Source organism: Marinobacter sp. UBA2688, assembly GCF_002352785.1.
Lineage (GTDB): Bacteria > Pseudomonadota > Gammaproteobacteria > Pseudomonadales > Oleiphilaceae > Marinobacter > Marinobacter salarius.
The window spans coordinates 103,435-127,200 of sequence record NZ_DELU01000021.1; the positions used below are offsets into that span (position 1 = coordinate 103,435).

22 protein-coding genes and 2 tRNA genes are annotated in these 23,766 nt (G+C 56.8%); 13 read left to right on the forward strand and 11 right to left on the reverse strand.

All coding sequences use genetic code 11. The annotated features are described in order from the left end of the window. Nucleotides 1–7 precede the first annotated feature (7 nt). The 4 genes from nqrF (at nucleotide 8) to sthA (ending at nucleotide 4,069) form a co-directional block, all read left to right on the forward strand. Complete coding sequence (nqrF, locus tag B3M52_RS09925) at nucleotides 8–1,234, forward strand: NADH:ubiquinone reductase (Na(+)-transporting) subunit F (protein WP_036204964.1); 1,227 nt, start codon at nucleotides 8–10, stop codon at nucleotides 1,232–1,234. Nucleotides 1,235–1,243: 9 nt separating this feature from the next. Beyond that, entirely contained in the window at nucleotides 1,244–2,293 is a 1,050-nt protein-coding gene (locus B3M52_RS09930) for an FAD:protein FMN transferase (protein WP_075194763.1), read from the forward strand. Nucleotides 2,294–2,305: 12 nt separating this feature from the next. Beyond that, the gene (nqrM, locus tag B3M52_RS09935) at nucleotides 2,306–2,554 is read left to right on the forward strand and encodes a (Na+)-NQR maturation NqrM (RefSeq protein ID WP_036204968.1); all 249 of its coding nucleotides are present in this window, start codon (nucleotides 2,306–2,308) and stop codon (nucleotides 2,552–2,554) included. 123 nt (nucleotides 2,555–2,677) lie between these two features. Then, a complete protein-coding gene (sthA, locus tag B3M52_RS09940; RefSeq protein ID WP_036204970.1) occupies nucleotides 2,678–4,069 on the forward strand; it encodes a Si-specific NAD(P)(+) transhydrogenase in 1,392 nt (463 codons plus the stop codon). Here the strand turns inward: sthA and B3M52_RS09945 are convergent. The 5 genes from B3M52_RS09945 to dusA form a co-directional block, all read right to left on the reverse strand. After that, nucleotides 4,066–4,866 carry a glycerophosphodiester phosphodiesterase gene (locus tag B3M52_RS09945; RefSeq protein WP_075194764.1) on the reverse strand — a complete coding sequence of 267 codons (801 nt, stop codon included), beginning with the start codon at nucleotides 4,864–4,866 and terminating at the stop codon, nucleotides 4,066–4,068. The genes sthA and B3M52_RS09945 overlap by 4 nt on opposite strands. Next, a complete protein-coding gene (locus B3M52_RS09950; protein ID WP_007153903.1) occupies nucleotides 4,863–5,990 on the reverse strand; it encodes a 3-deoxy-7-phosphoheptulonate synthase in 1,128 nt (375 codons plus the stop codon). The genes B3M52_RS09945 and B3M52_RS09950 overlap by 4 nt, the downstream gene beginning before the upstream one ends. A gap of 16 nt (nucleotides 5,991–6,006) precedes the next feature. Next, the gene (locus tag B3M52_RS09955; RefSeq protein ID WP_041333737.1) at nucleotides 6,007–6,453 is read right to left on the reverse strand and encodes a TerB family tellurite resistance protein; all 447 of its coding nucleotides are present in this window, start codon (nucleotides 6,451–6,453) and stop codon (nucleotides 6,007–6,009) included. 34 nt (nucleotides 6,454–6,487) lie between these two features. Beyond that, a complete protein-coding gene (gene tal / locus B3M52_RS09960; protein ID WP_075194765.1) occupies nucleotides 6,488–7,453 on the reverse strand; it encodes a transaldolase in 966 nt (321 codons plus the stop codon). Between the two features lie 120 nt (nucleotides 7,454–7,573). Continuing rightward, on the reverse strand, nucleotides 7,574–8,596 hold the full coding sequence (gene dusA, locus B3M52_RS09965; protein ID WP_075194793.1) for a tRNA dihydrouridine(20/20a) synthase DusA: 1,023 nt from the start codon (nucleotides 8,594–8,596) through the stop codon (nucleotides 7,574–7,576). A 245-nt stretch (nucleotides 8,597–8,841) separates the two neighbouring features. On the opposite strand from dusA, the gene B3M52_RS09970 reads away from it, so the two are divergent. Both B3M52_RS09970 and B3M52_RS09975 read left to right on the forward strand, forming a co-directional pair. After that, the gene (locus tag B3M52_RS09970; RefSeq protein ID WP_041333739.1) at nucleotides 8,842–9,621 is read left to right on the forward strand and encodes a CLCA_X family protein; all 780 of its coding nucleotides are present in this window, start codon (nucleotides 8,842–8,844) and stop codon (nucleotides 9,619–9,621) included. A 41-nt stretch (nucleotides 9,622–9,662) separates the two neighbouring features. Continuing rightward, complete coding sequence (locus B3M52_RS09975; RefSeq protein WP_075194766.1) at nucleotides 9,663–10,433, forward strand: SDR family oxidoreductase; 771 nt, start codon at nucleotides 9,663–9,665, stop codon at nucleotides 10,431–10,433. A gap of 32 nt (nucleotides 10,434–10,465) precedes the next feature. On the opposite strand, the gene B3M52_RS09980 is transcribed toward B3M52_RS09975, so the two are convergent. Continuing rightward, nucleotides 10,466–10,804, reverse strand: a complete 339-nt coding sequence (locus B3M52_RS09980) for a hypothetical protein (RefSeq protein WP_075194767.1) — start codon at nucleotides 10,802–10,804, stop codon at nucleotides 10,466–10,468. A 194-nt stretch (nucleotides 10,805–10,998) separates the two neighbouring features. Between B3M52_RS09980 and B3M52_RS09985 the strand changes: the two genes are divergently transcribed. After that, nucleotides 10,999–11,913 carry an AEC family transporter gene (locus tag B3M52_RS09985; protein WP_075194768.1) on the forward strand — a complete coding sequence of 305 codons (915 nt, stop codon included), beginning with the start codon at nucleotides 10,999–11,001 and terminating at the stop codon, nucleotides 11,911–11,913. Here the strand turns inward: B3M52_RS09985 and B3M52_RS09990 are convergent. Next, nucleotides 11,893–12,870 (reverse strand): zinc ABC transporter substrate-binding protein, encoded by a 978-nt coding sequence (locus tag B3M52_RS09990; RefSeq protein ID WP_075194769.1) that lies wholly within the window; start codon nucleotides 12,868–12,870, stop codon nucleotides 11,893–11,895. The two genes, B3M52_RS09985 and B3M52_RS09990, sit on opposite strands and share 21 nt — an antisense overlap. A 162-nt stretch (nucleotides 12,871–13,032) precedes the next feature. Between B3M52_RS09990 and gltX the strand changes: the two genes are divergently transcribed. From gltX to B3M52_RS10005, 3 genes are all read left to right on the forward strand, one after another. Then, complete coding sequence (gene gltX, locus B3M52_RS09995) at nucleotides 13,033–14,517, forward strand: glutamate--tRNA ligase (protein ID WP_075194770.1); 1,485 nt, start codon at nucleotides 13,033–13,035, stop codon at nucleotides 14,515–14,517. Nucleotides 14,518–14,629: 112 nt separating this feature from the next. Beyond that, nucleotides 14,630–14,705 (forward strand) — tRNA-Ala (locus tag B3M52_RS10000). 7 nt (nucleotides 14,706–14,712) lie between these two features. Beyond that, a tRNA-Glu gene (locus B3M52_RS10005) sits at nucleotides 14,713–14,788 on the forward strand. An 81-nt stretch (nucleotides 14,789–14,869) separates the two neighbouring features. Here B3M52_RS10005 and B3M52_RS10010 read toward each other — a convergent pair. After that, nucleotides 14,870–15,721, reverse strand: coding sequence for a 6-pyruvoyl trahydropterin synthase family protein (locus B3M52_RS10010; protein ID WP_075194771.1), 852 nt, complete (start codon nucleotides 15,719–15,721; stop codon nucleotides 14,870–14,872). Nucleotides 15,722–15,834: 113 nt separating this feature from the next. Between B3M52_RS10010 and B3M52_RS10015 the strand changes: the two genes are divergently transcribed. Further along, the gene (locus B3M52_RS10015; protein ID WP_083637152.1) at nucleotides 15,835–16,431 is read left to right on the forward strand and encodes a nucleotidyltransferase family protein; all 597 of its coding nucleotides are present in this window, start codon (nucleotides 15,835–15,837) and stop codon (nucleotides 16,429–16,431) included. A 238-nt stretch (nucleotides 16,432–16,669) separates the two neighbouring features. Next, nucleotides 16,670–17,416, forward strand: coding sequence for a hypothetical protein (locus tag B3M52_RS10020; protein ID WP_075194773.1), 747 nt, complete (start codon nucleotides 16,670–16,672; stop codon nucleotides 17,414–17,416). A 61-nt stretch (nucleotides 17,417–17,477) separates the two neighbouring features. Here the strand turns inward: B3M52_RS10020 and B3M52_RS10025 are convergent, their stop codons facing one another. From B3M52_RS10025 to B3M52_RS10035, 3 genes are all read right to left on the reverse strand, one after another. Continuing rightward, nucleotides 17,478–18,575, reverse strand: a complete 1,098-nt coding sequence (locus B3M52_RS10025) for a response regulator (RefSeq protein WP_075194774.1) — start codon at nucleotides 18,573–18,575, stop codon at nucleotides 17,478–17,480. A 49-nt stretch (nucleotides 18,576–18,624) separates the two neighbouring features. Continuing rightward, nucleotides 18,625–19,995 carry an MORN repeat-containing protein gene (locus B3M52_RS10030; protein WP_075194775.1) on the reverse strand — a complete coding sequence of 457 codons (1,371 nt, stop codon included), beginning with the start codon at nucleotides 19,993–19,995 and terminating at the stop codon, nucleotides 18,625–18,627. Between the two features lie 159 nt (nucleotides 19,996–20,154). Then, a complete protein-coding gene (locus tag B3M52_RS10035; protein WP_226909934.1) occupies nucleotides 20,155–20,676 on the reverse strand; it encodes a hypothetical protein in 522 nt (173 codons plus the stop codon). A gap of 98 nt (nucleotides 20,677–20,774) precedes the next feature. Here B3M52_RS10035 and B3M52_RS10040 point away from each other — a divergent pair, with 98 nt between their 5' ends. Beyond that, the gene (locus tag B3M52_RS10040; RefSeq protein WP_286749480.1) at nucleotides 20,775–23,699 is read left to right on the forward strand and encodes an insulinase family protein; all 2,925 of its coding nucleotides are present in this window, start codon (nucleotides 20,775–20,777) and stop codon (nucleotides 23,697–23,699) included. The last annotated feature ends 67 nt before the right edge of the window (nucleotides 23,700–23,766 follow it).

A 23,766-nucleotide genomic window follows, 5' to 3' on the forward strand; every position in this document is an offset into this window, starting at 1 on the left:
CGAGACCATGAATACAGAAATTATTCTCGGCGTGGTCATGTTCACCGTTATCGTGCTGGCCCTTGTCGCGGTCATTCTCGCGGCACGGTCCAGACTCGTAAGCACCGGTGATGTGACCATTGAAGTCAACGACGACCCAGAGCATACGCTGACAACGGAAGCCGGCGGCAAGTTGCTCGGAACCCTGGCCGGAAGTGGCATCTTCCTGTCCTCCGCCTGTGGCGGCGGCGGTACTTGCGCCCAGTGTAAGTGCAAGGTCCTGGAGGGTGGCGGTGCCATGTTGCCCACCGAAAAGACCCACTTCACCAATCGCGAGGAAAAGGAAGGCTGGCGCCTGTCCTGTCAGGTTCCGGTGAAGCAGGACATGAAAGTGGAAGTGCCAGAGGAGTTCTTTGGCGTCAAGAAGTGGGAATGTGAGGTTATCTCCAACCATAACGTGGCCACGTTCATCAAGGAACTGGTACTGAAGCTTCCCGAAGGTGAAGAAGTCGACTTCCGTGCCGGTGGTTACGTGCAGCTTGAGTGCCCCCCCTACGAAATCCCGTTCAAGGATTTCAAGATTGAGGAGGAGTTCCATGAAGATTGGGACAAGCACGATATCTGGCGTTACAAGGCCATCAACAAGGAGGAGACCATTCGCGCCTACTCCATGGCCAACTACCCGGAAGAGAAGGGTGTTCTCAAGTTCAACATCCGTATTGCCACGCCGCCTCCGGGCACGGATCATCCGCCGGGCATCATGTCGTCCTACGTCTTCAACCTGAAGGCCGGTGACAAGGTGACGGTTATGGGGCCATTCGGTGAGTTCTTCGCCAAGAAGACCGAAGCTGAAATGGTGTTCATCGGCGGCGGTGCCGGTATGGCGCCCATGCGGTCCCATATCTTTGATCAGCTCAAGCGCCTGGAGTCCAAGCGTAAGATCAGTTTCTGGTACGGCGCACGAAGCGTCCGGGAGATGTTCTACGTCGAGGATTTCGACCAGCTGTCGGAAGAAAACGACAACTTCGAGTGGCATGTGGCTCTATCAGACCCGCAGCCAACCGATAACTGGGAAGGCGAGACCGGCTTCATCCATAACGTGCTCTATGAAAAATACCTGAAGGAGCACCCGGCTCCGGAGGACTGCGAGTACTATATGTGTGGGCCCCCAATCATGAACGCCTCGTGCATCAAGATGCTCAAGGATCTGGGTGTTGAGGACGAAAACATCATGCTGGATGACTTCGGGGGTTAATTAGCTCACATGACATTCAGCATGTTCCGACCCGTCAGGGTGGTTGCGGCCGGCGCCTTACTGGTGCTGGCCCTGGCCGCGCTGGCGGGTTGTTCGTTTGAGGAAGAGGAAAAAGTCTGGGAAATCGCCGGGCCGGTGTTTGGTACGCGTTATCATATCAACGTCGTATTGACGGACAATCCGGAGCGGCTGGAGAATCTGGCGCAAGGCATTGAAAAGGTTCTGGAAGGCGTGGACGCGTCGATGTCCACATGGCGTGAAGATTCCGAGCTTTCGCGCTTTAACCGTCTGGACGATCAGTCTGAGTGGGTGGAGATCTCAACGCCGCTCTACGAAGTGCTTGCAACAGCTGATCAGGTTTCCGAACTGACCGGTGGCGCTTTCGATGTCACCATTGGCCCGGTGGTCAATCTGTGGGGTTTTGGGCCGGATGCCCGTCCGGAGACGATCCCCAGCGACGATGAGCTCGCGGCCAGGATGGCAGCCACCGGTTACGGTAAACTGGACCTTCAGGCGGATCCTCCGGCACTGAGAGCGAGTCCCAATCAATACATCGATCTGTCAGCCATTGCCAAGGGCTACGGCGTGGACGCGGTGGCCCGTTACCTGAAAGATGAAGGTATCGTCGCGTATCTTGTCGAAATAGGTGGCGAAGTTCAGGCTCATGGGCATAAGCCGGATGGTGAAGCATGGCGCCTGGCCATTGAGCAGCCGGTGTCGGAAATGCGTGAAATCAACCGTGTGGTTGCCCTTGACCGACATGCAATGGCAACCTCGGGTGACTATCGTAACTACTACGAATCGGATGGCCGCCGGTTTTCGCATACAATAGACCCGAAAGACGGTCGACCGATTAGCCATACATTGGCATCGGTAACGGTCATTTCGGATGACTGCATGACGGCAGATGCCCTCGCCACGGCCTTTAATGTGATGGGGCATGATCGGGCAAAGGCGCTTGCCACGCGTGAGAACATAGCCGCGTATTTTATTGTGCGGGGTGACAACGGGTTTGAAACGGATTACACGCCTGCGTTTTCCTCGTTCCTGACACATTGACGGAGAGACCTTATGGGTACTTTTCTGCTGGTCCTGATGATTGTCGTGCTGCTGGTTGCAGCGATGTCCGTCGGGGTAATTTTCGGCCGCAAGCCGATCAGTGGCACTTGCGGTGGCATTGGTGCCATGGGTATCAGCAAGTCCTGTGATATCTGTGGCGGCAACACCCAGAAGTGTGAAGAAGAAAACGAACGTCTTGCCAACGACGGCAAGTCCGCGGAGGCACTGACGTATGACGCCTCCCGCTCAGACGACCGCTGATCCGGCGTCCACCAACCTATAAAAATTCCGGGAGCTTCTGAAAAGCGCCTGCGCCCTGCCAGTGCGTGCCTGCAGGGTCTTTTCAGAGGCTCCCTCACGACGTAGATAAGGAGTCACTGCAGAATGGCAGAACATCATTACGACGTCGTCGTTATCGGCGCAGGCCCTTCGGGAGAAGGTGCAGCGATGAATGCGACGAAACACGGCAAGCGTGTCGCAATCATCGAAGATAAACCCACGGTTGGCGGTAACTGCACCCACTGGGGCACTATTCCTTCCAAAGCGTTGCGTCACTCGGTCAAGCAGATCATCACCTTTAATACCAACCAGATGTTCCGTGATATCGGCGAGCCACGCTGGTTTTCTTTTCCCCGTGTTTTGCAGAATGCACAGAAGGTGATCGGCAAGCAGGTCAAGTTGAGAACCCAGTTCTATGCACGGAACCGCGTGGATCTGATTAACGGCCGTGCCAGTTTTATCGATAGCAACCGGCTCGAGATACGGGGTAATAAATCCCATGAAGTCCTGCATTTCAAGCAGGCGATTATTGCAACGGGCTCTCGTCCGTACCTTCCGCCGGATGTAGACTTCCGTCACCATCGCATCTACAACTCAGATACCATTCTGAATCTGTCCCACACGCCCCGCACGCTGATTATTTATGGAGCGGGCGTCATTGGTTCGGAATACGCCTCGATTTTCGCCGGCCTGGGTGTGAAGGTGGACCTGATCAACCCGGGAAGCCGCTTGCTCACGTTCCTGGACGATGAGATTTCGGATGCTCTGAGTTATCACCTGCGCAATAACGGTGTGCTGGTTCGACACAACGAGGAGTATGAATCGGTCGATGGTGATGATCACGGGGTCGTGCTGTCGCTGAAGTCCGGCAAGAAAATCCGTGCGGATGCGTTTCTCTGGTGCAATGGCCGTAGCGGCAACACCGAAAAGCTGGGCCTGGACAACATCGGTCTGACGCCCAACGGCCGTGGACAGTTGGCGGTTGACGACCATTATCGGACTGAAGTGGAGAATGTCTACGCGGCCGGTGATGTGATTGGCTGGCCAAGCCTCGCCAGCGCCGCCTACGATCAGGGGCGCTCTGCATCCTCCGACATCGTGAAGGACGACTATTTCCGGCTGGTATCGGATGTGCCGACGGGTATCTATACCCTGCCGGAGATCAGCTCGGTGGGTAAAACCGAGCGGGAACTAACCGAAGCCAAGGTTCCCTACGAAGTGGGGCAGGCGTTCTTCAAGGACCTGGCGCGGGCCCAGATCACCGGGGACCCGGTTGGCATGCTCAAGATCCTGTTTCACCGCGAATCCCGTCAACTGCTGGGAATTCACTGTTTTGGCGACCAGGCCGCAGAAATCGTTCACATCGGCCAGGCCATCATGAATCAGGAAGGCGAGGCCAACTCCCTGAACTATTTCATCAATACGACCTTTAACTACCCGACCATGGCTGAGGCTTATCGGGTAGCGGCGCTCAACGGTCTCAATCGGATTTTCTAGCTGCTGATTGCGGGCCGAGTGCTGTCCGTGCTTTCCGCGCTCTCTTGGGGCGTTGGAAGGTGGAGAGCTGCTTTCGCGCGGTTGTCGAAGAACATCCGCGTGCTTGTCGGATAGTCGGTGATGATGCTATCGACGCCCTTGGCTTCAAGCTGAACCATGTCGTGAATGCGGTTTACCGTCCAGGTGGATACGTGCATGCCGCGCCTGTGGGCATCGTCAACGATGGCACTGGTGCAGATACGCCAGCCGATACAGAGAAAGTCGCAGTGCAAACGGGCTGCGGTATTGACCGGTCTCGGAAACTTCCGGTCCGTTACGAGTCCGATCCGCACCTTGCGGTCCCGGCGGCGGGCTTCCTGCAGGAACCAGCTGTCGGAGGAGGTAATGACCACCCGCTTGTAAAGATCGCGACGTTGAATGATTTCTGTCAGGCGATTGCACAGAATATTCAGTCGGTGACGGTTGTCTTTCTTTACCTCCAGTTGCAGGTGCTCGAAATCCGGGAATTCGTTGAGCAACGCCTCCAGAGTGGGAATGCCTGCTTTCCGCGGCCAGGCTGTGGTGTTGCGCCGGGCGTCCATGTCTGCCAGTTCGGATGCCGTGTAGTTGGCAACGTTGCCTTCCTGTCCGGTTGTGCGATCAACGGTCAGGTCGTGAATGACCATTGGCATACCATCTTTTGATAGAACCAGGTCAAGCTCAAAGTGCCGAACCCCGTGGCGGTAGGCGTGGGTAAAACCGGCCAGGGTATTTTCGGGGGCTTCCCCCTTAGCGCCCCTGTGTCCATACACGATCATTCTGGAGAAGATTCCTTCAGACGGTTATAGATTTGCTGGCGTTGCTTCCAGGTGTCGTGGCACAGCTGAATGTCTTCCAGATACGCCGGTAGTTCCCGCATCAGCAGGGCCTGAGGGCCATCCACCAAGGCTTTCTCCGGCTTCGGGTGGAAGTCCACCAGTACCATGTTGGCGCCCGCTATCACGCCCTGTGCGGTTGCGTGCATGACATCCAGGACGCCGTCGGGTGCGCGTTCGCGGCTGCCGACTGAGTGGGATGGGTCAACGCATACCGGCATGCGGGTAAGGCGCTTTACCGCCGGGACATGGGCGAAGTCCACCATGTTGCGGTGGGGTTGCCCAGCCTCGGTCTTCATACCACGCAGGCAGAAAATCACATTGGCGTTGCCTTCGCTGGCCAGGTATTCGGCCGCGTTCAGAGATTCATTCAGGGTGATGCCGAAGCCGCGTTTAAGCAACACCGGGTAAGTGCTCTGGCGGCCAATGGCTTTGAGCAACTCAAAGTTTTGCGTGTTGCGCGTGCCTACCTGCAGCATGACACCGGTAGGGCGCCCCAGTTGCTCAAGGCAATGGTCGATCTCTTCAATGTGGCTCTCGTGGGTGATCTCCATGGCAATCACCTTGATGCCATGTTTGCCGGCTTTCTCAAACACCCAGGGCAGGCAACCCTTGCCGTGGCCCTGAAAGGAATACGGGTTGGTCCGGGGCTTGTAGGCGCCCATGCGGGTGCAAACCTGGCCATTGTCCTCAAGGGCCTGCATCATCTGCTCCACGTGCTCTGGCACGTCGACGGCGCACAGGCCGGCGAAAATGTTCAGGTTGGACTGGTCGAAGGTCACGCCGTTATAGGTAAAGCCACTCTGGCGCTTGTCGTCCTTGTGCCGCCCCAGAATCCGGTAGTCGTCGGAGATGCGTATCGCGCGCTCCACGGCAGGCAGGGCCTCGATCTCGTCCTTGTCCAGGGATTTGGTGTCGCCCAACAGGTACACCTCTGTCAGGCGCTGCTTGGCACCCTGGACTTCATGCACCCTGACCGATACCCCTGGCAGGTTCTCCAGAAAATGCATGGTTTGGCGATAGGCTTCACTGTCCAGCGCGGTATCCGGGTGGAGAATGGCTAACATACTTGCTCCTTGAGGTTCAGTCAGCGCCTTCAGCACGATGGCGGGCCTGCATGAACTCCCTGTGGTTAAGATGCAGCAGATCCGACATGCGGCGAATAAGGTGTTCCTCGTACTTGTCAATTCGGCCGTCAGCAAATGCAACCCGCCAGATGCTTTCAAGAAGTGCCTGTTTTTCTTCCTGACTCAACTGCTCGTTGATAAGGCCGGTAAACTCATAAAGGGAAGTGGCGTCGTCTGCCTGGTTGAGCGCATCCTGAAGGATCTCTTCGGCTTCGTCACGGGTGACCTGGTGCGCTTCAACCGCAAAGTTGACAATCGTCTTCAGTTCTTCGTCATCCTGATCGTTGTCGACCCTGGACAGCTGCACCATCAGCGCCGTGGCGGCCACCGCAAGCTGGTGGCTGTCAGGTTGTGTCGGTTCATCTTCGGGCGAGCCAAACAGGCTTTTCAGGCGCTCAATCATGGTGTCAGGAATCTCCTCCCGGTGGTGGCTGGCGTCAGGCGGCCTGGGACAGCCGGCGGACGCGGTTTTCAAGCTCTATCTGGTCGTTGGTAAAACGACGTATGCCATCGGCCAGTTTTTCCGTGGCCATGGCATCTTCATTGGACTCCCAGCGGAACAGGCGCTCATCAATGTCGCCTGGCCTGTCTGAGCTCTTTGCGCCCTCTGCGGACAACTGGCGTGTCAGCGCGCCGGAGTCGTTCTCCAGCTCCTGAAGCAGGGCCGGACTGATGGTCAGGCGGTCACAACCAGCCAGCATTTCAATTTCGCCGGTGTTGCGGAAACTGGCCCCCATCACCACCGTCTTGTAGCCATTGGCCTTGTAGTAGTTGTAGATGCGGGTTACCGACTGGACCCCGGGGTCTTCTGCCGCCGGGAAGGCATCACGCCCCGTGGCAGCCAGATGCCAGTCCAGGATACGGCCCACGAACGGCGAGATCAGGAAGGCGCCGGCATCGGCGCAGGCAGCGGCCTGGATATAAGAGAACAGCAGGGTGAGGTTGCAGTGTATACCCTCTTTCTCCAGCTGTTCAGCGGCGCGAATGCCTTCCCAGGTGGACGCAATCTTGATCAGCACCCGGCTGGTATCCATGCCGAGGTGGTCATACAGCTCGACCAGGCGACGTGCGCGGGTGAGGGTGGCATCGGTATCGAAGGACAACCGGGCATCCACTTCGGTTGAAACCACGCCAGGTATGCGCCCGAGAATCTGCTTGCCTGCGAGTACGGCCAGTATGTCAGTCGCGTAGGTCAGCTGCTCCGCATCGGAACCGCCGTGTTTGCGGGCGGCTGCCACGGCTTCGTCCAGCATCGGGCGGTAGGCCTCGGATGCCGCGGCCTTGAGAAGAAGCGACGGATTGGTGGTGGCGTCTTCCGGCTTCCACTGGGCAATGGCCTCCAGGTCCCCGGTGTCTGCAACCACCGTGGTCATGGCTTTCAGTTGTTCGAGCTTGCTGGTCATTCGTCCTGTCATCCTGATCGATTTGTTATTGATCGCCCGTTTGGCGGGCACTTTGGGTCATACGCCTACAATAACGGGCCGCTCTGACAGGAACAAGGCAGTATTAAGGTAACAAGGTGCTCAGGCTGGCACTACCGTGGCCTCGGCAGGCTCGGGAACTTTCGCCATGGCCCGTTCGATGACTTCAATGCCGGACCCGGGCTTGTGGGCGTTCTCACTGATGTAGCGCCGGAACTGGCGCCCCCCGGGCTGCCCGTGGAACAGGCCCATCAGGTGACGAGAGATGTGACTGAGGTAAACGCCACGGTCCAGTTCACTCTGAATGAATGGTAATACAGCTCGTAATGCTTCGTGCCGTGAAGAAATCGGCATGGGCTGCCCGAAAAACTCGGTATCCACGCCAGCCAGCAGCCAGGGGTTATGGTAGGCCTCGCGCCCCAGCATGACGCCGTCGATATGTTCGAGGTGCTCCCGGCATTCGGCAAAGGTCTTGATGCCACCGTTAATGATGATCTCAAGATGCGGGTAGCGGGCTTTAAGGCGATAGACCCAGTCGTATTTCAGCGGGGGTATGTCCCGGTTCTCTTTTGGGCTTAGACCTTCGAGAACGGCAATCCGGGCATGCACGATAAAGGTACGACAACCGGCCTGGGATACCTTCTCGATAAACTCACAAAGGTCATCCCAGGATTCACGGCCATCAATCCCGATACGGTGTTTGACGGTTACCGGCAGGCTGGTGGCGGCGATCATTGCCTGCACGCCCTCAGCCACTTTATCGGGGTGTGCCATCAGGCAGGCACCGATCATGTTGTTCTGCACCCGGTCGCTGGGGCAGCCCACGTTCAGGTTTACTTCATCAAACCCGTACTGTTCAGCCAGTTTGGCGCAATGGGCCAGTTCCTGCGGATTGCTGCCACCCAGTTGCAGCGCCAGCGGGTATTCCGTCGGGTCGTGCCGCAGAAATCGAACGGTATCACCGTGGATCAGTGCGCCGGTCGTGACCATTTCGGTGTAGAGCAGGGTGTGCCGGCTGAGTTGGCGCGCCAGATAGCGATAATGGCTGGTGGTCCAGTCCATCATCGGGGCCACGCAGAAGCGGCGGGAGGGCTTCAGAGTGGGAGTTTCCTGGGGCGCGTTCATGTTCATTGACTGCTCAGTTATACCGTTCACAAGTGATTCGAGGGGGCACAGTTTATCAGGAAAGCGCACCTTTTGGCGTGAGGGGGTGTGCGAAAGGTAGTGTAAACACGGATGTCGCGACTGGATTCACGAGTCGTTGACGTGGCGATCAATGCGCGACAAAATACTGTATAAATAATCAGTATTGGGTCGAAGGCATGCTCGATTCGGCCTTTCAAAATTTCAACCAGGCAGGTGGATCCGTCATGACTGGACAAGGCCCGGTATCTTTTGTTGACGTTAGGCGCCGGTTCGAATTCCGGAGCATTGAAGTGGGTCGTTGGGTTACACCGCCTGAACGGGACCGGGCGGCAGGCAGGTTCTATGAGGCTTTGTGCGATCTTATGAGTATCCTCCAGGGCCCGGAACATCTGATCTCGTTGCGTGGATCACTGGGGTTGCAGTATGGGATCGGCGGCCGGCCGGGCGTTGCCGCGCACTACATCCCTGCAACCCGACAATTGGCGCTTGCGAAGAATGCGGGGGCAGGAAGCCTGGCCCACGAATGGTTTCACGCTTTCGATCATTACATGGGGCATAAGGCGTTCCGCCGCCTGGGGAGTGGCGGATTCGCGTCCAGTGGTTGGCTGGATAGCGCTGACCAGAAGGAGCATCCTCTCAACAAACGATTGGGCGCCTGTTTTCAGGCCATCTTGCTGAATGAGGATGGCACCAGCCCCAGTTCGTTGTTTCAGTGTTCGAAGCGGGCGGATACGCAGATGAAGGTGCTTTATTACGCGAGGCCTGAAGAACTCTGTGCCCGGGCATTTGAAGCGTTTGTTGAAGACAGTCAGCCGCAGAGCAATTTTCTGGTCAGGGGGACCGTCTACTCTGACGAGGCCAGGGCAGGTCTTTATCCGGAAGGAAAGCAGCGCCAGCGAATCAACGACGCGTTTGAAGGCTACTTTATGGCACTGGGTGGAGCACTTTATCGTGAGCATGCTGAAGATGGCCCTGTTGGCCAATCTTTGTCGTCAACTTCCTGAGATCATCCACATTCGATCGATAACAAAGACAGGGTTGCCTCATGAACAACTGCATTTTTATCACTGGCGCTGCCGCCGGTATTGGCCGGGAGACCGCCCGTCTTTTCGCCTCCAAGGGATGGTTTGTCGGTGCTGCTGACCGGGATGAGGCGGCCCTGGCATCGCTTGAGAGTGAACTTGGGGATGAGCGGTGCAGTACCCACATTATGGACGTGGTGGACGAGACATCGGTCAGGCAGAGCCTGGCAGACTTTGCCAGTCGTACGGGTGGCCGGTTGAGGTTGCTTCACAATAATGCCGGCATTCTGAAAGTCGGCCCGTTCGAGAAGATCAATTTGGCCGCGCATCGGGCCGTGGTAGAGGTCAATGTGATTGGGCTGATGAGGGTTCTGCACGGCGCCTTCCCGTATCTGAAGGCAACGCCGGGTGCCCAGGTGGTGAACATGAGCTCGGCATCTGCCGCCTATGGGATTCCGGACTTCGCGTCTTACTCCGCCAGCAAGCACGCCGTACGTGCGATGACCGAGGCTCTGGATATTGAATGGGAGCCACACGATATCCGCGTGTGTGATCTGATGCCTCCGTTCGTGAATACCGGCATGGTGCAGCAGAACGAGCAGGGATCCCGTTTATTTGAGCGCCTGGGTGTTAACCTGACTCCGGACGTCGTTGCAGCACAGGTGTGGGCTCAGGTCGAGCAGCCACGTCTGCACCGACCAGTTTCCATGCAGTTCCGGGCATTGTGGCCCATCGCCAAATCCGCGCCCACGTCCCTGACCCGGCGTGTGTTAAGAAAACTCTGGCGTCAGTAGTCTGCTTTTGGTCCGGATCACATCCCAGACGATCAACGCGGGTGGTTGGTGGCCTTTTCAATGTACCTTTGCTGCATCTGTTCGGAACCAAATGCCGGCAACGAAAGGGTGGGGCCACTAATATTCAATGGCTGTGGACTTGTCCCGGTTTGATCACGCAAGGGAGCACCCGCTGTCTGATCGAAATTTTGTTGCAGTGCATCCATGTTGCCAAGGCCTGCATTGGCATTCATTAGATCGTCTTCCGTCATAGCTGAAAAGCCGGCGCCGAGAGTGGAGGGAGTGGTTTTTGCCTTGTTACCCGCCGTTGTCTCGCCGAGGGCGTTAAACGAGGCAAGTGTGACGATAATCAGGCATCCACGGCGGAACATTGAAAGCATCCTTTTTTCAGATAATTAGCGATCTTAGGGTATTTATTGGTTGATCAGGCGACAAGCGCGGGCCGGCTGTCCTGGGACGTATGTCGCAAAAAGCATCACATTTCGCACTAAGCGCTATTTAGATGCATGCCATTGAGCTTTCTAATACGATACGGCGTTACTAACATCTGCGGAACGCTATTTATATGCCAGTAATGGTTCAGGCGCTGGTGCCTGTATTTGTATTGATTTTGTTGGGTTATCTGTTCCGGCGCTGGCATTTTCCAGGGGGCGACTTTTGGCCCCAGGCGGAGCGCTTCACCTACTACGTCCTTTTCCCGGCGATGTTGATCTTCAAGTTGGGCCAGGCTCAGGTGCCAGCGTCAGCCTACGGCGATATCCTCATTTTGATCGTTGCCATGCTGGCCGCAATGACCCTGTTGCTCATTGCGCTGCAATGGCTCTGGCGTTGGCCGGGGCCGGTATTTTCCTCGGTATTTCAGGGCGGTATCCGTTTCAATTCCTACGTGGCCCTGGCAACAGCCGGTATGTTGCTTGGGGATGACGGCCTGTCGCTGATTGCCATTGCCGTGGCAGTGAAAGTACCGTTGCTGAACCTGCTTTGCATCCTGATGTTCTCCGTGGTGGCGGGGCAGGGTGCGGTGAAGCTGAAGCCCGTATTCAAGGCTGTCGTCTCCAACCCTCTGATCATTGGTTCGGTGGTTGGGATGTTCTGGAGCTATTTTCAGATTGGCTTCCATCCACTGGTGGCAGGTATTCTCGAGCCATTAAGTGACCTTGCGTTGCCGCTGGGTTTGATGACGGTGGGTGCTGGCCTGCAGCTAAAGGCGCTACGCGGCGCCTCCATGCCATTCCTGGTGTCCTCGATGGCAAAGCTGGTAGGTTTCCCGCTGCTTACGGCAGGGTTGGCACTGCTGCTGGGCCTGGAGGGGATGATGGTTCAGGTGGCCATACTGCTGGCAGCGCTGCCAACAGCCACTTCTTCATACATCCTGGCGCGCCAGCTTGGTGGTGACGCGCCCTTGATGGCGGGCATCATCAGTGGCCAGACCTTGCTGGCCATGGTGACTATTCCCCTTCTACTTGGCATCCTCTGGTAAGCACTTGAGCACAGCGTCTGCAAGGCTCTGTTGAAAAGTGATGTAGCCGTCTTGATCGGTTTCAATATCGGTGGCGAGCGGGTCCCAGGTACTGAATGTTATGTCCAGACCTTCGGTGATTGAGCGCCACCATTGACGGTTGAACTGAGGCTCAGTCAGCAGGCAGGGTTGATTGGCGTTGCGCAGTTTTTCCTGGACTTCTGCGATGTGGCCGGCACCTGGAGACAGTTCCGGGTTCAGCGTCAGAATGCCTTCCAGGTTCATGTTGTAGTGTCCCACGAAGCGGGTGAATGCGTCGTGGTATGTGAAGAGATCAATGTCGCGAGCAGGATCCAGGCGTCGATTGATCGCTGTCTCGGTCTCGGCCATAGCCTGCTCGAAACGCGCCAGATTGGCGTCAAGCACGTGGGTGTCTGCACTTTTCAGGGTTGCGAGTACCCGGTGAATATCCCGCGCCATCTCAACCGCCAGGGCCGGATCCAGCCAAATGTGCGGATCCTCTCCGGAGCCGTGGTCGTGGTGATGGTCGTCATGACCGCCTGATTCTTCATGGTCGTCATGGTGGTTGTGATGTTCATGTTCGTCATGGTCACCGTGATAGTTGTCTGACTGCACTTCCGGCACGTTTTCGCCGTGCATGAGTGAATAGGTGCGATCCCGGAACTCGCTTCCGCCGAGCAGTCGGGTCAGGAAGGTTTCCATCTCAGGGCCCACCCAAAAAATGGCGTCAGCAGCTTCCAGTGCCCTGCGCTGTGAGGGTTTCATTGAGTAGTTGTGCGGGCTGGCGCCAGGCTGAACCAGCGTGGTGATTTCCACATCGTCAGTGGCTATGGCTTTCACCAGCAGTTCGATGGGCTTGAGGGAGGTGACAACCTGGGTGCTTGCCAGGGTGCTGGTGGATGCCAGGAGTGTGGCGGCACCCAATGCGATGAGGCCTGTAAAGCGGCTAGTGGTCATGTGACTGAGACTCTGGAAAATTAATGGTACGTTATAATATAACAATACGAGCGGCGAATGAAGAGGGCGATCGCCTGACCATGCGAAATCCGGCTGTGGCCGGTATAATGCGTGGCTTTTAATGCATAGCCTTTTTCAGGCTGACACCATCAGGATGTTTTCATGACCGTACGTACCCGAATCGCACCGTCTCCCACCGGTGATCCCCACGTTGGCACCGCCTTCGTGGCGTTGTTTAACCTGTGCTTCGCCCGTCAGCACGGTGGCCAGTTCATCCTGCGGATTGAAGACACGGATCAGGTTCGCAGTACGCAGGAGTCTGAACAGGACATCCTGAATGCCTTGCGCTGGCTTGGGCTGGAGTGGGACGAAGGCCCTGACGTAGGTGGCCCCCATGGTCCCTACAGGCAATCAGAGCGGAAGGATTCGTATCGTCAATACGCGTTGGACCTTGTCACCCAGGGGCATGCGTTTTATTGTTTCCGCACACCTGAAGAGCTGGATGCCATTCGCGAAGAGCGTAAGGCTCAGGGCCTGAATCCAGGAATCAAGGGCGATCTGGAGCTAACGGAGGAAGAGGTCAAGCGTCGCCTGGATGCTGGTGACCCCTATGTTATCCGGATGAAAGTACCGGAAGACGGCGTTTGTGAAATCGACGATATGCTACGCGGCACCATCGAAATCGACTGGTCTCAGGTAGATAGTCAGATCCTGCTGAAATCCGACGGCATGCCCACCTACCACCTGGCCAATGTGGTTGACGATCACCTGATGGAAATCACCCACGTGTTGCGTGGAGAAGAGTGGATCAACTCTGCGCCCAAGCACAAATTGCTGTACGAATACTTTGGCTGGGACATGCCGGTACTGTGCCACCTGCCGCTACTGCGCAATCCGGATAAGAGCAAGCTGTCCAAGCGCAAGAACCCCACCAGCATCAACTTCTACGAGCGCATGGGATTCCTGCCGGAAGCGGTTACCAACTACCTGGGCCGTATGGGCTGGTCCATGCCGGATGAGCGCGAGAAATTCACCCTGGATGAAATGATCGAAAACTTCGACATCCAGCGGGTTTCCCTGGGCGGCCCGGTTTTCGACGTGGAAAAGCTGCGCTGGCTCAACGGTCAGTGGATCCGTGACGAACTCAGCGACGACCAGTTCGTCGAGCGCATGCGCCACTGGTGGTTCAACGAGCAGGCGTTGCGGGATCTGGTGCCTCACATTAAGGGCCGGGCGGAAGTGTTCAGTGATGTATCGCCGATGGCCTCGTTCATGTTCTCCGGCATGCTCAACCTCAAGCCGGAAGACTTCGGTCACAACAAGCTGGATGAAAGCCAGGTCAAGCGGGTGCTCCAGTTTACCCTGTGGAAGCTTGAAGCCCAGCGCCATTGGAGCAAAGAGAATATCTTTGCCGACGTTAAAGCTCTGGCCAAAGCCATGGAGCTGAAGATGGGTGATTTCATGTTCGCCATCTTCGTCGCTGTCGCCGGTACCCCTAACTCCTGGTCCGTTATGGACTCCATGGCTATCCTTGGTCCGGACATGACCCGGTCTCGCCTGCGCCATGCTCTTGAGGTAATGGGTGGATTCTCCAAGAAGGAAACCAAGCGGGTGGAAAAAGAATACGCGGCATTGCTGGCGGAATAACCAATCTGTTGAATTAGTAAGCGACCAGAACAGGGATGTTCACGAAACTGAAAAAACGTTGGAAAAAAGGTTGACGCCCCAAGGGTCGATCCTTAATATACGCAGCCGTTGAGGGGCCATAGCTCAGCTGGGAGAGCGCAACACTGGCAGTGTTGAGGTCAGCGGTTCGATCCCGCTTGGCTCCACCAATTTCTAGTCCCCTTCGTCTAGTGGCCTAGGACTCCGCCCTTTCACGGCGGCAACAGGGGTTCGAACCCCCTAGGGGACGCCAATACGGCTCAACCGGTTTAGTCCGCCGGTAAGCCATCAAAAAAACCGCCTTCGGGCGGTTTTTTTGTGTCTGAAGGAAATGTCAGCGGGACGCTATAGCCCCTTTTCCGACGCCTTCATAGGCCTTGACACGAATGGCGTCCTCCGGAAACTCGGATTTCAACTGTCCGGCAATGTGCGCCGCAATAAGCTCCACTGTGGTGTCCGAATCCAGCATATAAACCCGGCTCTCCGGCAACGTCAGCGCAAATTCCCCCTGATTCGCCTCGTATTCAAAGGTGACGTACGCTGTGCCATCCTCGGCCACCCAGCGTTGGGTTACGTCCTCCTCGGAGCCCACATAGATATCCTGCCACCGTTTGGCCCATTGGTTCTCAAGATCCCGGTCTCTGTGCTCATTGCGGTCGATCCGAATAGGCGAGCGATGCCCATGGGCGATTCGCTGGCAATTACCCATGTGTTTCTTCAGGCCGTGAACATAGTGGTAGTAGGCCCCTTCAATCACATCTTCACGTAACGCAATATCCACATCCGTCACGTTTGCCGGCAAGACTGCCCGTAACTCCTGCTCCAACAGCCGGGCAACGGCAGATGGCACTACACGGTCAGACGACAGCCACACCACCGCTTCGTCCGGGGACCGATGAAGAATCCGGGTGCCGTCGGTCAGATGCCAGGTGAAGCTGTCTGGCTCATCCTCATTCCACTCAAGCCCCTTATAGGCTCTTGGGATCACCAGCCGGTGGTCCACGCGCTCGTCGATGACCCGCTTGATGGTGCGTTTGACGTTGCTGAAATCAAACACCATGCCTTGGTCATCCAGTTCGCCACCGAGCACCACATCCACAATCCAGCTTTCACCGACGAGCCCTCTGGAAGCATCCAGGTAGGCGAAGTCGATAACCGTTAGATTGTCTACGAAAAGGTGATTCATCGGAGGGGCCTGGCAAGAAAAGGTTGATTGATGCGCAGATTCTAGCAAAAATCCGCCAACGCTAGCAGCCTTGTATGACTTGCGTCAGGGGTAGCGAGGAGACCCAGGTACAAATGCACACTATTGCCGGTTCCGATTACCACGCTTTTCCTGTTCTACTCCTGGCGGCAGGAGCCTCCAGGCGTATGGGAAGGCCGAAGGCGCTACTTAAATTCAATGATGGCACGTTAATGGATCACGCTGTGTCCCAGGCCAAGCAATTGGGAGCGAACGTTACGGTTGTCTCTGGTTCTGGATACCCCTTGGTACGGTATCGATGTCGTAATCAGCCCTCTGCCTGGTGTTACACGCCTGATTGGGTATTTGGGATGGCTGCTTCATTGAAATCCGGGCTCCAGACTATGGGCCCACGAGCCAAGGGCGTATTTGTCACTCTTCTTGATCAACCGTTAGTTTCGGAGTCTGATCTTCGCTCTCTGGCATTTTGTGCGAGGCAAGAGGTGAGTGAGCCGATTGCGGCAGATATCTACGGTAATCCCGGCGCTCCCGCCTACATACCCAGGCGCCTATGGAAAGAGATAATGATGCTGGAGGGTGATCGCGGTGCGGCTCGTATACTGACTCGTCATCAGGCCAGGACACTTGCCATCAAGGGTGTTGAATCCGATGTGGATACGCCAGAGGATTGGAAGCGAATCCGCTACGATTAAGGCATTGCAGGTGCAGAGGATCTGTCTCTGGGGGGGCTCAACGGTGTCAGGTTTTTATGCATATAGCGCTCGGATAGAAATCGAAAACACCCCTTACTCTATGAAACTCCGATGAATTGTGATTTTGGCGCGAGCTATGCTTTGGTCATGTGAGGAGGCTGGGGATTCGGCGTTGTCTCCGTGGTGGTTTGGGCATTGATCGAGCTCCCAGGCCAAAATCAAGCATGGAGGGTTAATCATGCATAACCTGATTAGAAACTCACTGACGCCTTGCCTGCTGGCATCGGCGTTACTCTTATCCAGTGGCAACTCGTCTGCAGCGTTACTTGACGCTTTTGAAAACGGTGGATTCGAAGGTTATACCGGCAATACGAACTCATTCAACAGTGATGTGCCTCCCGGCTGGACTACAACAGAGGGCACGCCGGATGTGTTCAATGCTGGTACAACCATGAATAATTTCGCCTGGCAATCAAGCAGCACCGGCGGTGATTTTCTTCATGGTATTGGCTGGGATGGTCGAGCAGGATCGCCCTATGTGGAGAGTGCCTTGCAGGTTGGTCTCGAAGGGCTGGTTATTGGGCAGCAGTATGAGATTTCCTTTGAGCAGAGTATAAGCAATAGCGCGTTCTCCGAGGCAGGAGGTTATTGGGAGATCATCTTTGGGACAGAGAGTCAGAATTCCTCTGCTATGGAGATGCCCGACCTGGGCACAATCGCGGATTGGATGTGGGAAACCATGATTTTTACCGCGACTGCTGAGATCCAGACACTTGAAGTTATAGCGCATAGTACCTTTGGGCCAAGGGCCGACCTGGGCATAGACAGCTTTTTCCTGGGTGATCCGGGTACCAACCCGGACAATCCGGACACTCCAGATGTCCCTCCAACGGCATCTGTGCCGACTCCAGCAAGTCTTCCGTTGTTTGCGTTGGGGTTGACCGGGGTTCTGATAGCGGGATTGAGAAGACGTCGTCAGTGCTAAGAGCAGAAATACCGAGCCGGGTAACCCGGCTCGGTATTTCCGTCGTTTTGTTGTCCTGCCTTCAGGCGAACAACCCTGAAAGCCAGGCGATGCCCACCGCAAAAATACCAAGGCTGGCGGCCAGGCCGACGGTGTAGATGCGAGAGGTGGCGGAGCGCTGTTGTGCCACGAACAGGTCAATGGTGCGCTGGGCGATGTCCTCCGCGGTTTCCCGGGAAATTTCATGGGCCTGCTGGATGGCCTCGGATTGCAGGGTCTGCCAGAACTCGGTATCAATGGTTTGTACGCTGGTGATGTGATCCTTGAGTTCCGCCATGTGGTCACTGGTGAAGCCGGTATTGCGAGAGAGGTGTTTGCGCAGGTCAGCCAGTTCCCGGCCCAGGTTCAGGTTAACTTCCGCCGCCACGTCGTCACGCAGGTTGCGGGTGCGCTCTTCGATCATTTCGGTCACCGTGTTCAGGCGTTCCTCAACCGCGGTTTCCTGCTTTTTGCTGGATTCGTCCAGTACCCGCTTAAGATGGTCAAACTGCTCGTCGAACAGCGAGCTGAGTAACTCGTGCAGGCGGTTGTTAATGTGGGTTTTTACCGCTGAGCGGGCGATCTGTTCGATCAGATCGCTGGTCAGTGGGACAACCTGGGGGCCGCTGTTGTCGCTCGCGTGTAGCCCATCGTCGGCTTTTGGTGACATTTCCAGGGAGGCATCGGAGGGAATGTCGAGGATGTCATCGTCCAATTCATTTGGCTCAGCATCCAGTTCCGGCGGTTCGGGCAGATTGCCTTCGGTCACATCACTGTCGAGCTGGTCGAGAACGAGGCTAAGCCCCTCGGTGTGTGGGGGCTTGGTCAGAATGTTGTAAACGCCGAAGTTGCGGGCTTCCTCCATGAACGACGACGATTTCTTGGAGGTACACATAATGATGGGGATGGCGGCAGTGTCGGGGTTGCCCTTGATGGCCTTGGTGGCCTCCACACCGTTCATGCCCGGCATAAGGTGATCCATGAAAATCACGTCTGGACGTTGATGGGAGCTCAAAAAATCCAATGCCTCCTCTGCCGAGCCAGCCATGTTCACCTCCATGTCCCGGCCTTCCAGCAGTTTGCTCAGGGCAAATCGAGCCACTTTCGAGTCGTCTACCAGGAGTGCATTCTTGATCGCCATGTCACAACCTCAACCTTTACAGCGTGTGTGTTCATTATCGGGCCGGCGTTTACCAGCCTTCAAGTGTCGGGCACTGGGTGGCCCGGTAGCTTTTCTCCCGATAACAAACACCGGGTTCCTTGGTCCGGGCAGTAAATACCTCCCCGGCTGCCGTTGTCAGGCGTACCTGTCCATAGGGTTCGCCGTACCGGAAGGTCGCTTCAATCGAACTGCCATTGGGGTTCAGTAGCAGCCCTTTGCCGTGGAACGAGCCTTCAATATACTGGCCTTCGTATTTTTTTCCATCAGCGAAGACTTCCTTGCCGTTCCCGTGGAACTCGCCGTTGGAGAATTCCCCTTCGTAGTGGCGCCCGTCGGGGTAGGTAAGAGTGCCTTCACCATGGAATTCGTCATCCTTGAAGCCGCCGACATAGAGCATGCCGTCCGAGGTGGTGAGCGAGCCATGCCCGTTGAGCCTGCCGCCTGACCATTGTCCGGTGAGAATGTCGCCATTGGCCATGGTGAGCGTGCCCTGGCCGTCAAACTGGTCATTGCGGAACTGGCCGGTGTAGCGGGTGTCATCCGCGTCACGCCAGGTGCCTTCGCCATGACGCTGGCCTTTTTCCCAGTCGCCTTCATAGCGGCTGCCGTCCGGGAGCCAGGCGGTGCCCTTGCCGTCAAATTCGCCGTCCACGAAGTGCCCCTCATACCTGAGTCCGTCGGCGTCTTCGTAGGTGCCATCGCCGGTTTTGATGCCGCCAACCCAGGTACCGTCCCGGTACTCCACCCTCGTATAGGCCTCCAGTTTGCCCACCAGGGTTTTCTCATTGCCGGCGGCGATAGCCACGGTCTGTTGCCAGGGCTTGTAACCTTCCTTGCGGATGATGATGTCGTATTTGCCCGGCTCCAATTCCAGATCCAGCCGTGTGGCCCCGTGGTTCTTACCATTGATGGTGACGTTGTCGCCGACGACATTGGAGCGCAGGATCAGCAGCCCGGTTGTGGGAGGCTCTGGCGCATCGCTCCGAGCCTCCGTTTCCGGCATGGCAGACACTGGCTCTGCCATCGCCAGCATCTTGGGGTCTTCCGGCAGGTCGGGAACGGAAAAAGGCTCTGCGTTTATGCGGTTGGCGTCGGACGCGGTCTCGGAACCGTTGACTGGCGTCTCTCCGGATGCCGCCAGGGCATCGTTTTCCAAGGGCAGTTCGAGGTCGTTTTCGGCTACGTCTTCCCTGCTATTCGGCTGGTAAAGTTCGTCCGAACGCTGCGCGTCCACTGGGGTATCCATGGACGCACGGGCAATGGTCTCTTCGGTGTCCGGGGCGGTGGCTACCGGTTTCATGCCCCTGGACAGGTCATCGCGGACAGACGCAAAGCCTGCCGTCACCAGAAGCATCAGTGCCAGTGCGTTGACAAACAGGAGGGGTCTGAAATCGACCATGGACAACCTCTCAATTCTGCATTCGTGTAACTGCCAATGTTTCGCCCGTTTCATCGTCGTTGGTCAACGGGTATGAGGGATGGCACCGCTTCATCTTACCCAGTCGGGGCAATGTTATGTAACACAAAGTCACTGAAGTTCACGAGAATGCAGGACAAATCACACTTTGTCCGGAAGCTGGTCATGGTTGAGCTGTTCCCAGGAACGCATGTAGACGTCTGCTTCATATTCGTAGGGGGATTTGAACGGCGTTAGCACAAAATCGAAGACCAGAAAAAAGAACCCGATCGATGCCCAGGCGATGACCAGCGTGCTCAGGGTGTTTGCCTGAATTTCCGGGTTGGCGTCGACGAACCCTTCGAGCAACGGGATCAGGTCGGACGCCATGACCACCGGGTTGAAGCTGGAAAGTACAAAAGGTACCCAGAACGCGATGAAAACCGGAAAGAAACCAAAGGACCAGAGCACCCGGCGAAGCAGATACATACCGATGGCGCGCCAGTAACGCTGCCTTATTTCCGGAACGCGGCGTATGCGCTCCAGGTAGCGTCGGCGCTCGGCCCAATAGGCGGCCACCTCCGGAGCGTGGATGGCGCGGCGATTGCCGGCGGCCTGGTGGGCGGATCTGGCCGACTTTGGCGAAGCGTCCGATGTGTGGATTTCGTGGGGTTCGGTGGTCATGGCGTTGGGTACTGCCTTGTCGCTTCTGGTTAGTGCATGATAATAGAAAGTACGTGTTACCCTACAATCCCCATTTAGTTAAAGACAGGACAGTTTGAATGGCTGCAGTGATCGAAAACACCGTCCATCCGGCCTTTGAAAAGCTTCGCAGTCACCGGATCAGCACGCTGAACGTGACGGTCGAGGAATACCGTCACCGCAAAACCGGTGCCCGCCACTTGCACCTGGCGGCGGATAACGACGAAAACGTGTTCTTTGTGGCCCTGCGAACCTTTCCCATGGACTCCACCGGTGTTGCTCATATCCTGGAGCATACGGCGCTGTGTGGCAGCGAGCGTTTTCCGGTGCGCGATCCGTTTTTCATGATGATTCGCCGGTCCCTGAACACCTTTATGAATGCCTTTACCAGTAGTGACTGGACGGCTTATCCCTTCGCCAGCATGAACCGCAAGGATTTCGACAACCTGTTGACGGTTTATCTGGACTCGGTGTTCTTTTCCTCTCTGGACCCGCTGGACTTTGCCCAGGAAGGGCATCGCCTCGAATTCGATACGCCAGACGATCCGTCCACCGACCTGGTCTACCGCGGTGTGGTCTACAACGAAATGAAAGGCGCCATGAGTGCGCCCACGTCACAGCTGTGGCAGAACCTGTCCAGCCACCTGTTCCCGACCACCACCTACCACTACAACAGTGGTGGTGAGCCAGACCACATTGTAGATCTGAGCTACGACGACCTGTTGCGCTTCTACCGTCATCACTACCATCCCAGCAATGCGATCTTTGCGACCTACGGGGACATTCCAGCTCACGAGCATCATGAACGCTTCGAGGAGCTGGCTCTGAAGCGGTTTGATCGTCTGGATGTGGAGCTGCCGGTACGTGATGAGAAGCGGATGTTCTCGCCGGTGCGCGTCGACCAGAGTTACGCCGTCAGTGAGGGCGAGGAAACCGGCCACAAGACCCATATCGTGATGGGCTGGTTGCTGGGACACAGCTTTGACCTGCAGGAAAACCTGGAGGGGCAGCTGCTGGCCAGTGTTCTTCTGGAAAACAGTGCGTCGCCCCTGATGCGGGCGCTGGAAACCACCGATATTGGTCATTCGCCGTCTCCGATGTGCGGCCTGGAAGACTCCAACCGTGAAATGACCTTTGTCTGCGGCATTGAGGGCAGTGACCCGGAGAGGCAGGACGACCTTGAAGCGCTGATCGAACAGACGTTGGCGAAGGTAGTGGAAGAGGGCGTCAGTGAGGATCGCCTGGAAGCCATTTTGCACCAGTTGGAATTGCATCAGCGCGAGATTGCCGGCGATAGCTTCCCGTATGGCCTGCAACTGATCATGACCGCGATTTCGCCGATGGTCCATGGCGGCGATCCGGTTGAGCTCCTGGATTTGGAGCCGGTCCTGGCTGATATGCGGGAAAAAATCCGTGATCCTCAGTATGTGCCCGGCCTGATCCGCCGCAAACTGCTGGAAAATCCGCACCGCGTTACCCTCACGCTGCGTCCGGATGACAAGCTGGAGAGTCGTCGCCAGGCGGCAATTCGCGATGCCCTTGCCCGCCGCAAGGCCTCGTTGACTGACGAAGAGGTTCGCCAGATTATCGAGCGCGCCCAGGCCCTGGAAGAACGGCAGACACGGAAAGACGACGATTCCATCCTGCCGAAGGTTGACCTGACCGACGTTCCCCTGCAGTTGCCGGAACCCGAGGCGCGGTTCGCCGGCGACATGCCTGCGACCATTTATGCCCGTGGCACCAATGGTCTGGTGTACGAGCAGGTGATCCTGCCGGTACCGAACCTGACCGAGGAAGAACTGTTGTTGCTGCCGTACTACACCACCCTGATTCCGGAAGTGGGTTGCGGCGACTTGGATTACCTGCAGATGCAGGATCGTATTTCGGCGGAATCCGGTGGCATCAGTGCGTCCTTCTCCGCCAAGGGAAAAATCGACGATGTTCAGGATCTTGAGGGTTATATCGTCTTTAATGGCAAGGCGCTGGCTCGAAACCGCGAAGCGTTGACTCGCCTCCTGAACGACGTCTTTGATGGCGCCCGCTTTGATGAGAAGGAGCGGGTGCGGGAGCTGATTGCCCAGATTCGTTCCCGCCGCGAGCAGGCGGTTACAGGCAGTGGCCATGCGTTGGCCATGGGGGCGGCATCGCAGGGAATCAGCCCGGGTGCGTGGCTGTCGTTCCGTCTTGGGGGATTGGAAGCTATCCGTGGCGTCAAGGCGCTGGATAAGTCCCTCAGCGAACCGGCCGAGCTCGACAGATTCTGTGAGCGGCTTGCAGCACTGCACGAACGTATTCGGAACCAGTCCCGTCAATTCCTGCTGATCGGTGAGGAAGAGCAGCTGGACCCGATGCTGACGGAAATGAAGACCGTTTGGGGCGACTCCGGTGCGGGAGAGCAAGCAGCCTGGAAGCTTGAGCCCGTCAGTTATCAGGCGCGTCAGGCGTGGTTAACGTCAACCCAGGTGAACTTCTGCGCCAAAGCCTACAGCACGGTTGCAATCGACCACCCGGACGCAGCGGCACTGACCGTTTTGGGTGGTTTCCTGCGCAACGGCTACTTGCACCGGGCGATCCGTGAAAAGGGTGGCGCCTATGGCGGTGGAGCTGGCCAGGACAGCGTGAACGGCACGTTCCGTTTCTTTTCATACCGCGATCCCCGGTTGGGCGAGACGTTGGAGGATTTTGACAACGCCCTGGATTGGCTGCAGACCGAGCAGCACGATCCTCAGGAGCTGGAAGAATCCATTCTCGGCGTGATCGGGCAACTGGATCGCCCACGGTCACCAGCTGGTGCAGCCCGCCATGCTTTCCACAATCGCCTGTTCGGCCGGACGCCCGAGCAGCGTGCGCGTTTCCGGGAACGGGTGTTGGCGGTGACCCTGGATGATATGAAACGAGTGGCCCGCGAGTGGCTGAAGCCGGGCAGCGCCAGTGTGGCGGTTGTCACCAGCTTCGAAAATCGTGATACCGCTGAAAAACTGGGGCTGGAAATCCAGGAGCTATAAGGCACCTGAAAGCACCCGAAAACGGAAGGCCGACGCTCATTAAGGGAGAGGGCGTCGGCCTTTTTGT

Bases quoted from the DNA above. Each gene is read 5' to 3' on its own strand.
- B3M52_RS09980 (WP_075194767.1), bottom strand. From the start codon at position 10,804: ATGTTCCGCCGTGGATGCCTGATTATCGTCACACTTGCCTCGTTTAAC.
- B3M52_RS10035 (WP_226909934.1), bottom strand. From the start codon at position 20,676: ATGACCACCGAACCCCACGAAATCCACACATCGGACGCTTCGCCAAAG.
- B3M52_RS10015 (WP_083637152.1), top strand. From the start codon at position 15,835: ATGCACACTATTGCCGGTTCCGATTACCACGCTTTTCCTGTTCTACTC.
- B3M52_RS10040 (WP_286749480.1), top strand. From the start codon at position 20,775: ATGGCTGCAGTGATCGAAAACACCGTCCATCCGGCCTTTGAAAAGCTT.
- B3M52_RS09985 (WP_075194768.1), top strand. From the start codon at position 10,999: ATGCCAGTAATGGTTCAGGCGCTGGTGCCTGTATTTGTATTGATTTTG.
- B3M52_RS09945 (WP_075194764.1), bottom strand. From the start codon at position 4,866: ATGATCGTGTATGGACACAGGGGCGCTAAGGGGGAAGCCCCCGAAAAT.
- B3M52_RS10020 (WP_075194773.1), top strand. From the start codon at position 16,670: ATGCATAACCTGATTAGAAACTCACTGACGCCTTGCCTGCTGGCATCG.
- B3M52_RS09990 (WP_075194769.1), bottom strand. From the start codon at position 12,870: ATGACCACTAGCCGCTTTACAGGCCTCATCGCATTGGGTGCCGCCACA.
- tal (WP_075194765.1), bottom strand. From the start codon at position 7,453: ATGACCAGCAAGCTCGAACAACTGAAAGCCATGACCACGGTGGTTGCA.
- gltX (WP_075194770.1), top strand. From the start codon at position 13,033: ATGACCGTACGTACCCGAATCGCACCGTCTCCCACCGGTGATCCCCAC.
- nqrM (WP_036204968.1), top strand. From the start codon at position 2,306: ATGGGTACTTTTCTGCTGGTCCTGATGATTGTCGTGCTGCTGGTTGCA.
- B3M52_RS09970 (WP_041333739.1), top strand. From the start codon at position 8,842: ATGACTGGACAAGGCCCGGTATCTTTTGTTGACGTTAGGCGCCGGTTC.
- nqrF (WP_036204964.1), top strand. From the start codon at position 8: ATGAATACAGAAATTATTCTCGGCGTGGTCATGTTCACCGTTATCGTG.
- B3M52_RS10010 (WP_075194771.1), bottom strand. From the start codon at position 15,721: ATGAATCACCTTTTCGTAGACAATCTAACGGTTATCGACTTCGCCTAC.
- B3M52_RS09955 (WP_041333737.1), bottom strand. From the start codon at position 6,453: ATGATTGAGCGCCTGAAAAGCCTGTTTGGCTCGCCCGAAGATGAACCG.
- B3M52_RS09975 (WP_075194766.1), top strand. From the start codon at position 9,663: ATGAACAACTGCATTTTTATCACTGGCGCTGCCGCCGGTATTGGCCGG.
- B3M52_RS09950 (WP_007153903.1), bottom strand. From the start codon at position 5,990: ATGTTAGCCATTCTCCACCCGGATACCGCGCTGGACAGTGAAGCCTAT.
- B3M52_RS10030 (WP_075194775.1), bottom strand. From the start codon at position 19,995: ATGGTCGATTTCAGACCCCTCCTGTTTGTCAACGCACTGGCACTGATG.
- B3M52_RS09930 (WP_075194763.1), top strand. From the start codon at position 1,244: ATGACATTCAGCATGTTCCGACCCGTCAGGGTGGTTGCGGCCGGCGCC.
- dusA (WP_075194793.1), bottom strand. From the start codon at position 8,596: ATGAACGCGCCCCAGGAAACTCCCACTCTGAAGCCCTCCCGCCGCTTC.
- sthA (WP_036204970.1), top strand. From the start codon at position 2,678: ATGGCAGAACATCATTACGACGTCGTCGTTATCGGCGCAGGCCCTTCG.
- B3M52_RS10025 (WP_075194774.1), bottom strand. From the start codon at position 18,575: ATGGCGATCAAGAATGCACTCCTGGTAGACGACTCGAAAGTGGCTCGA.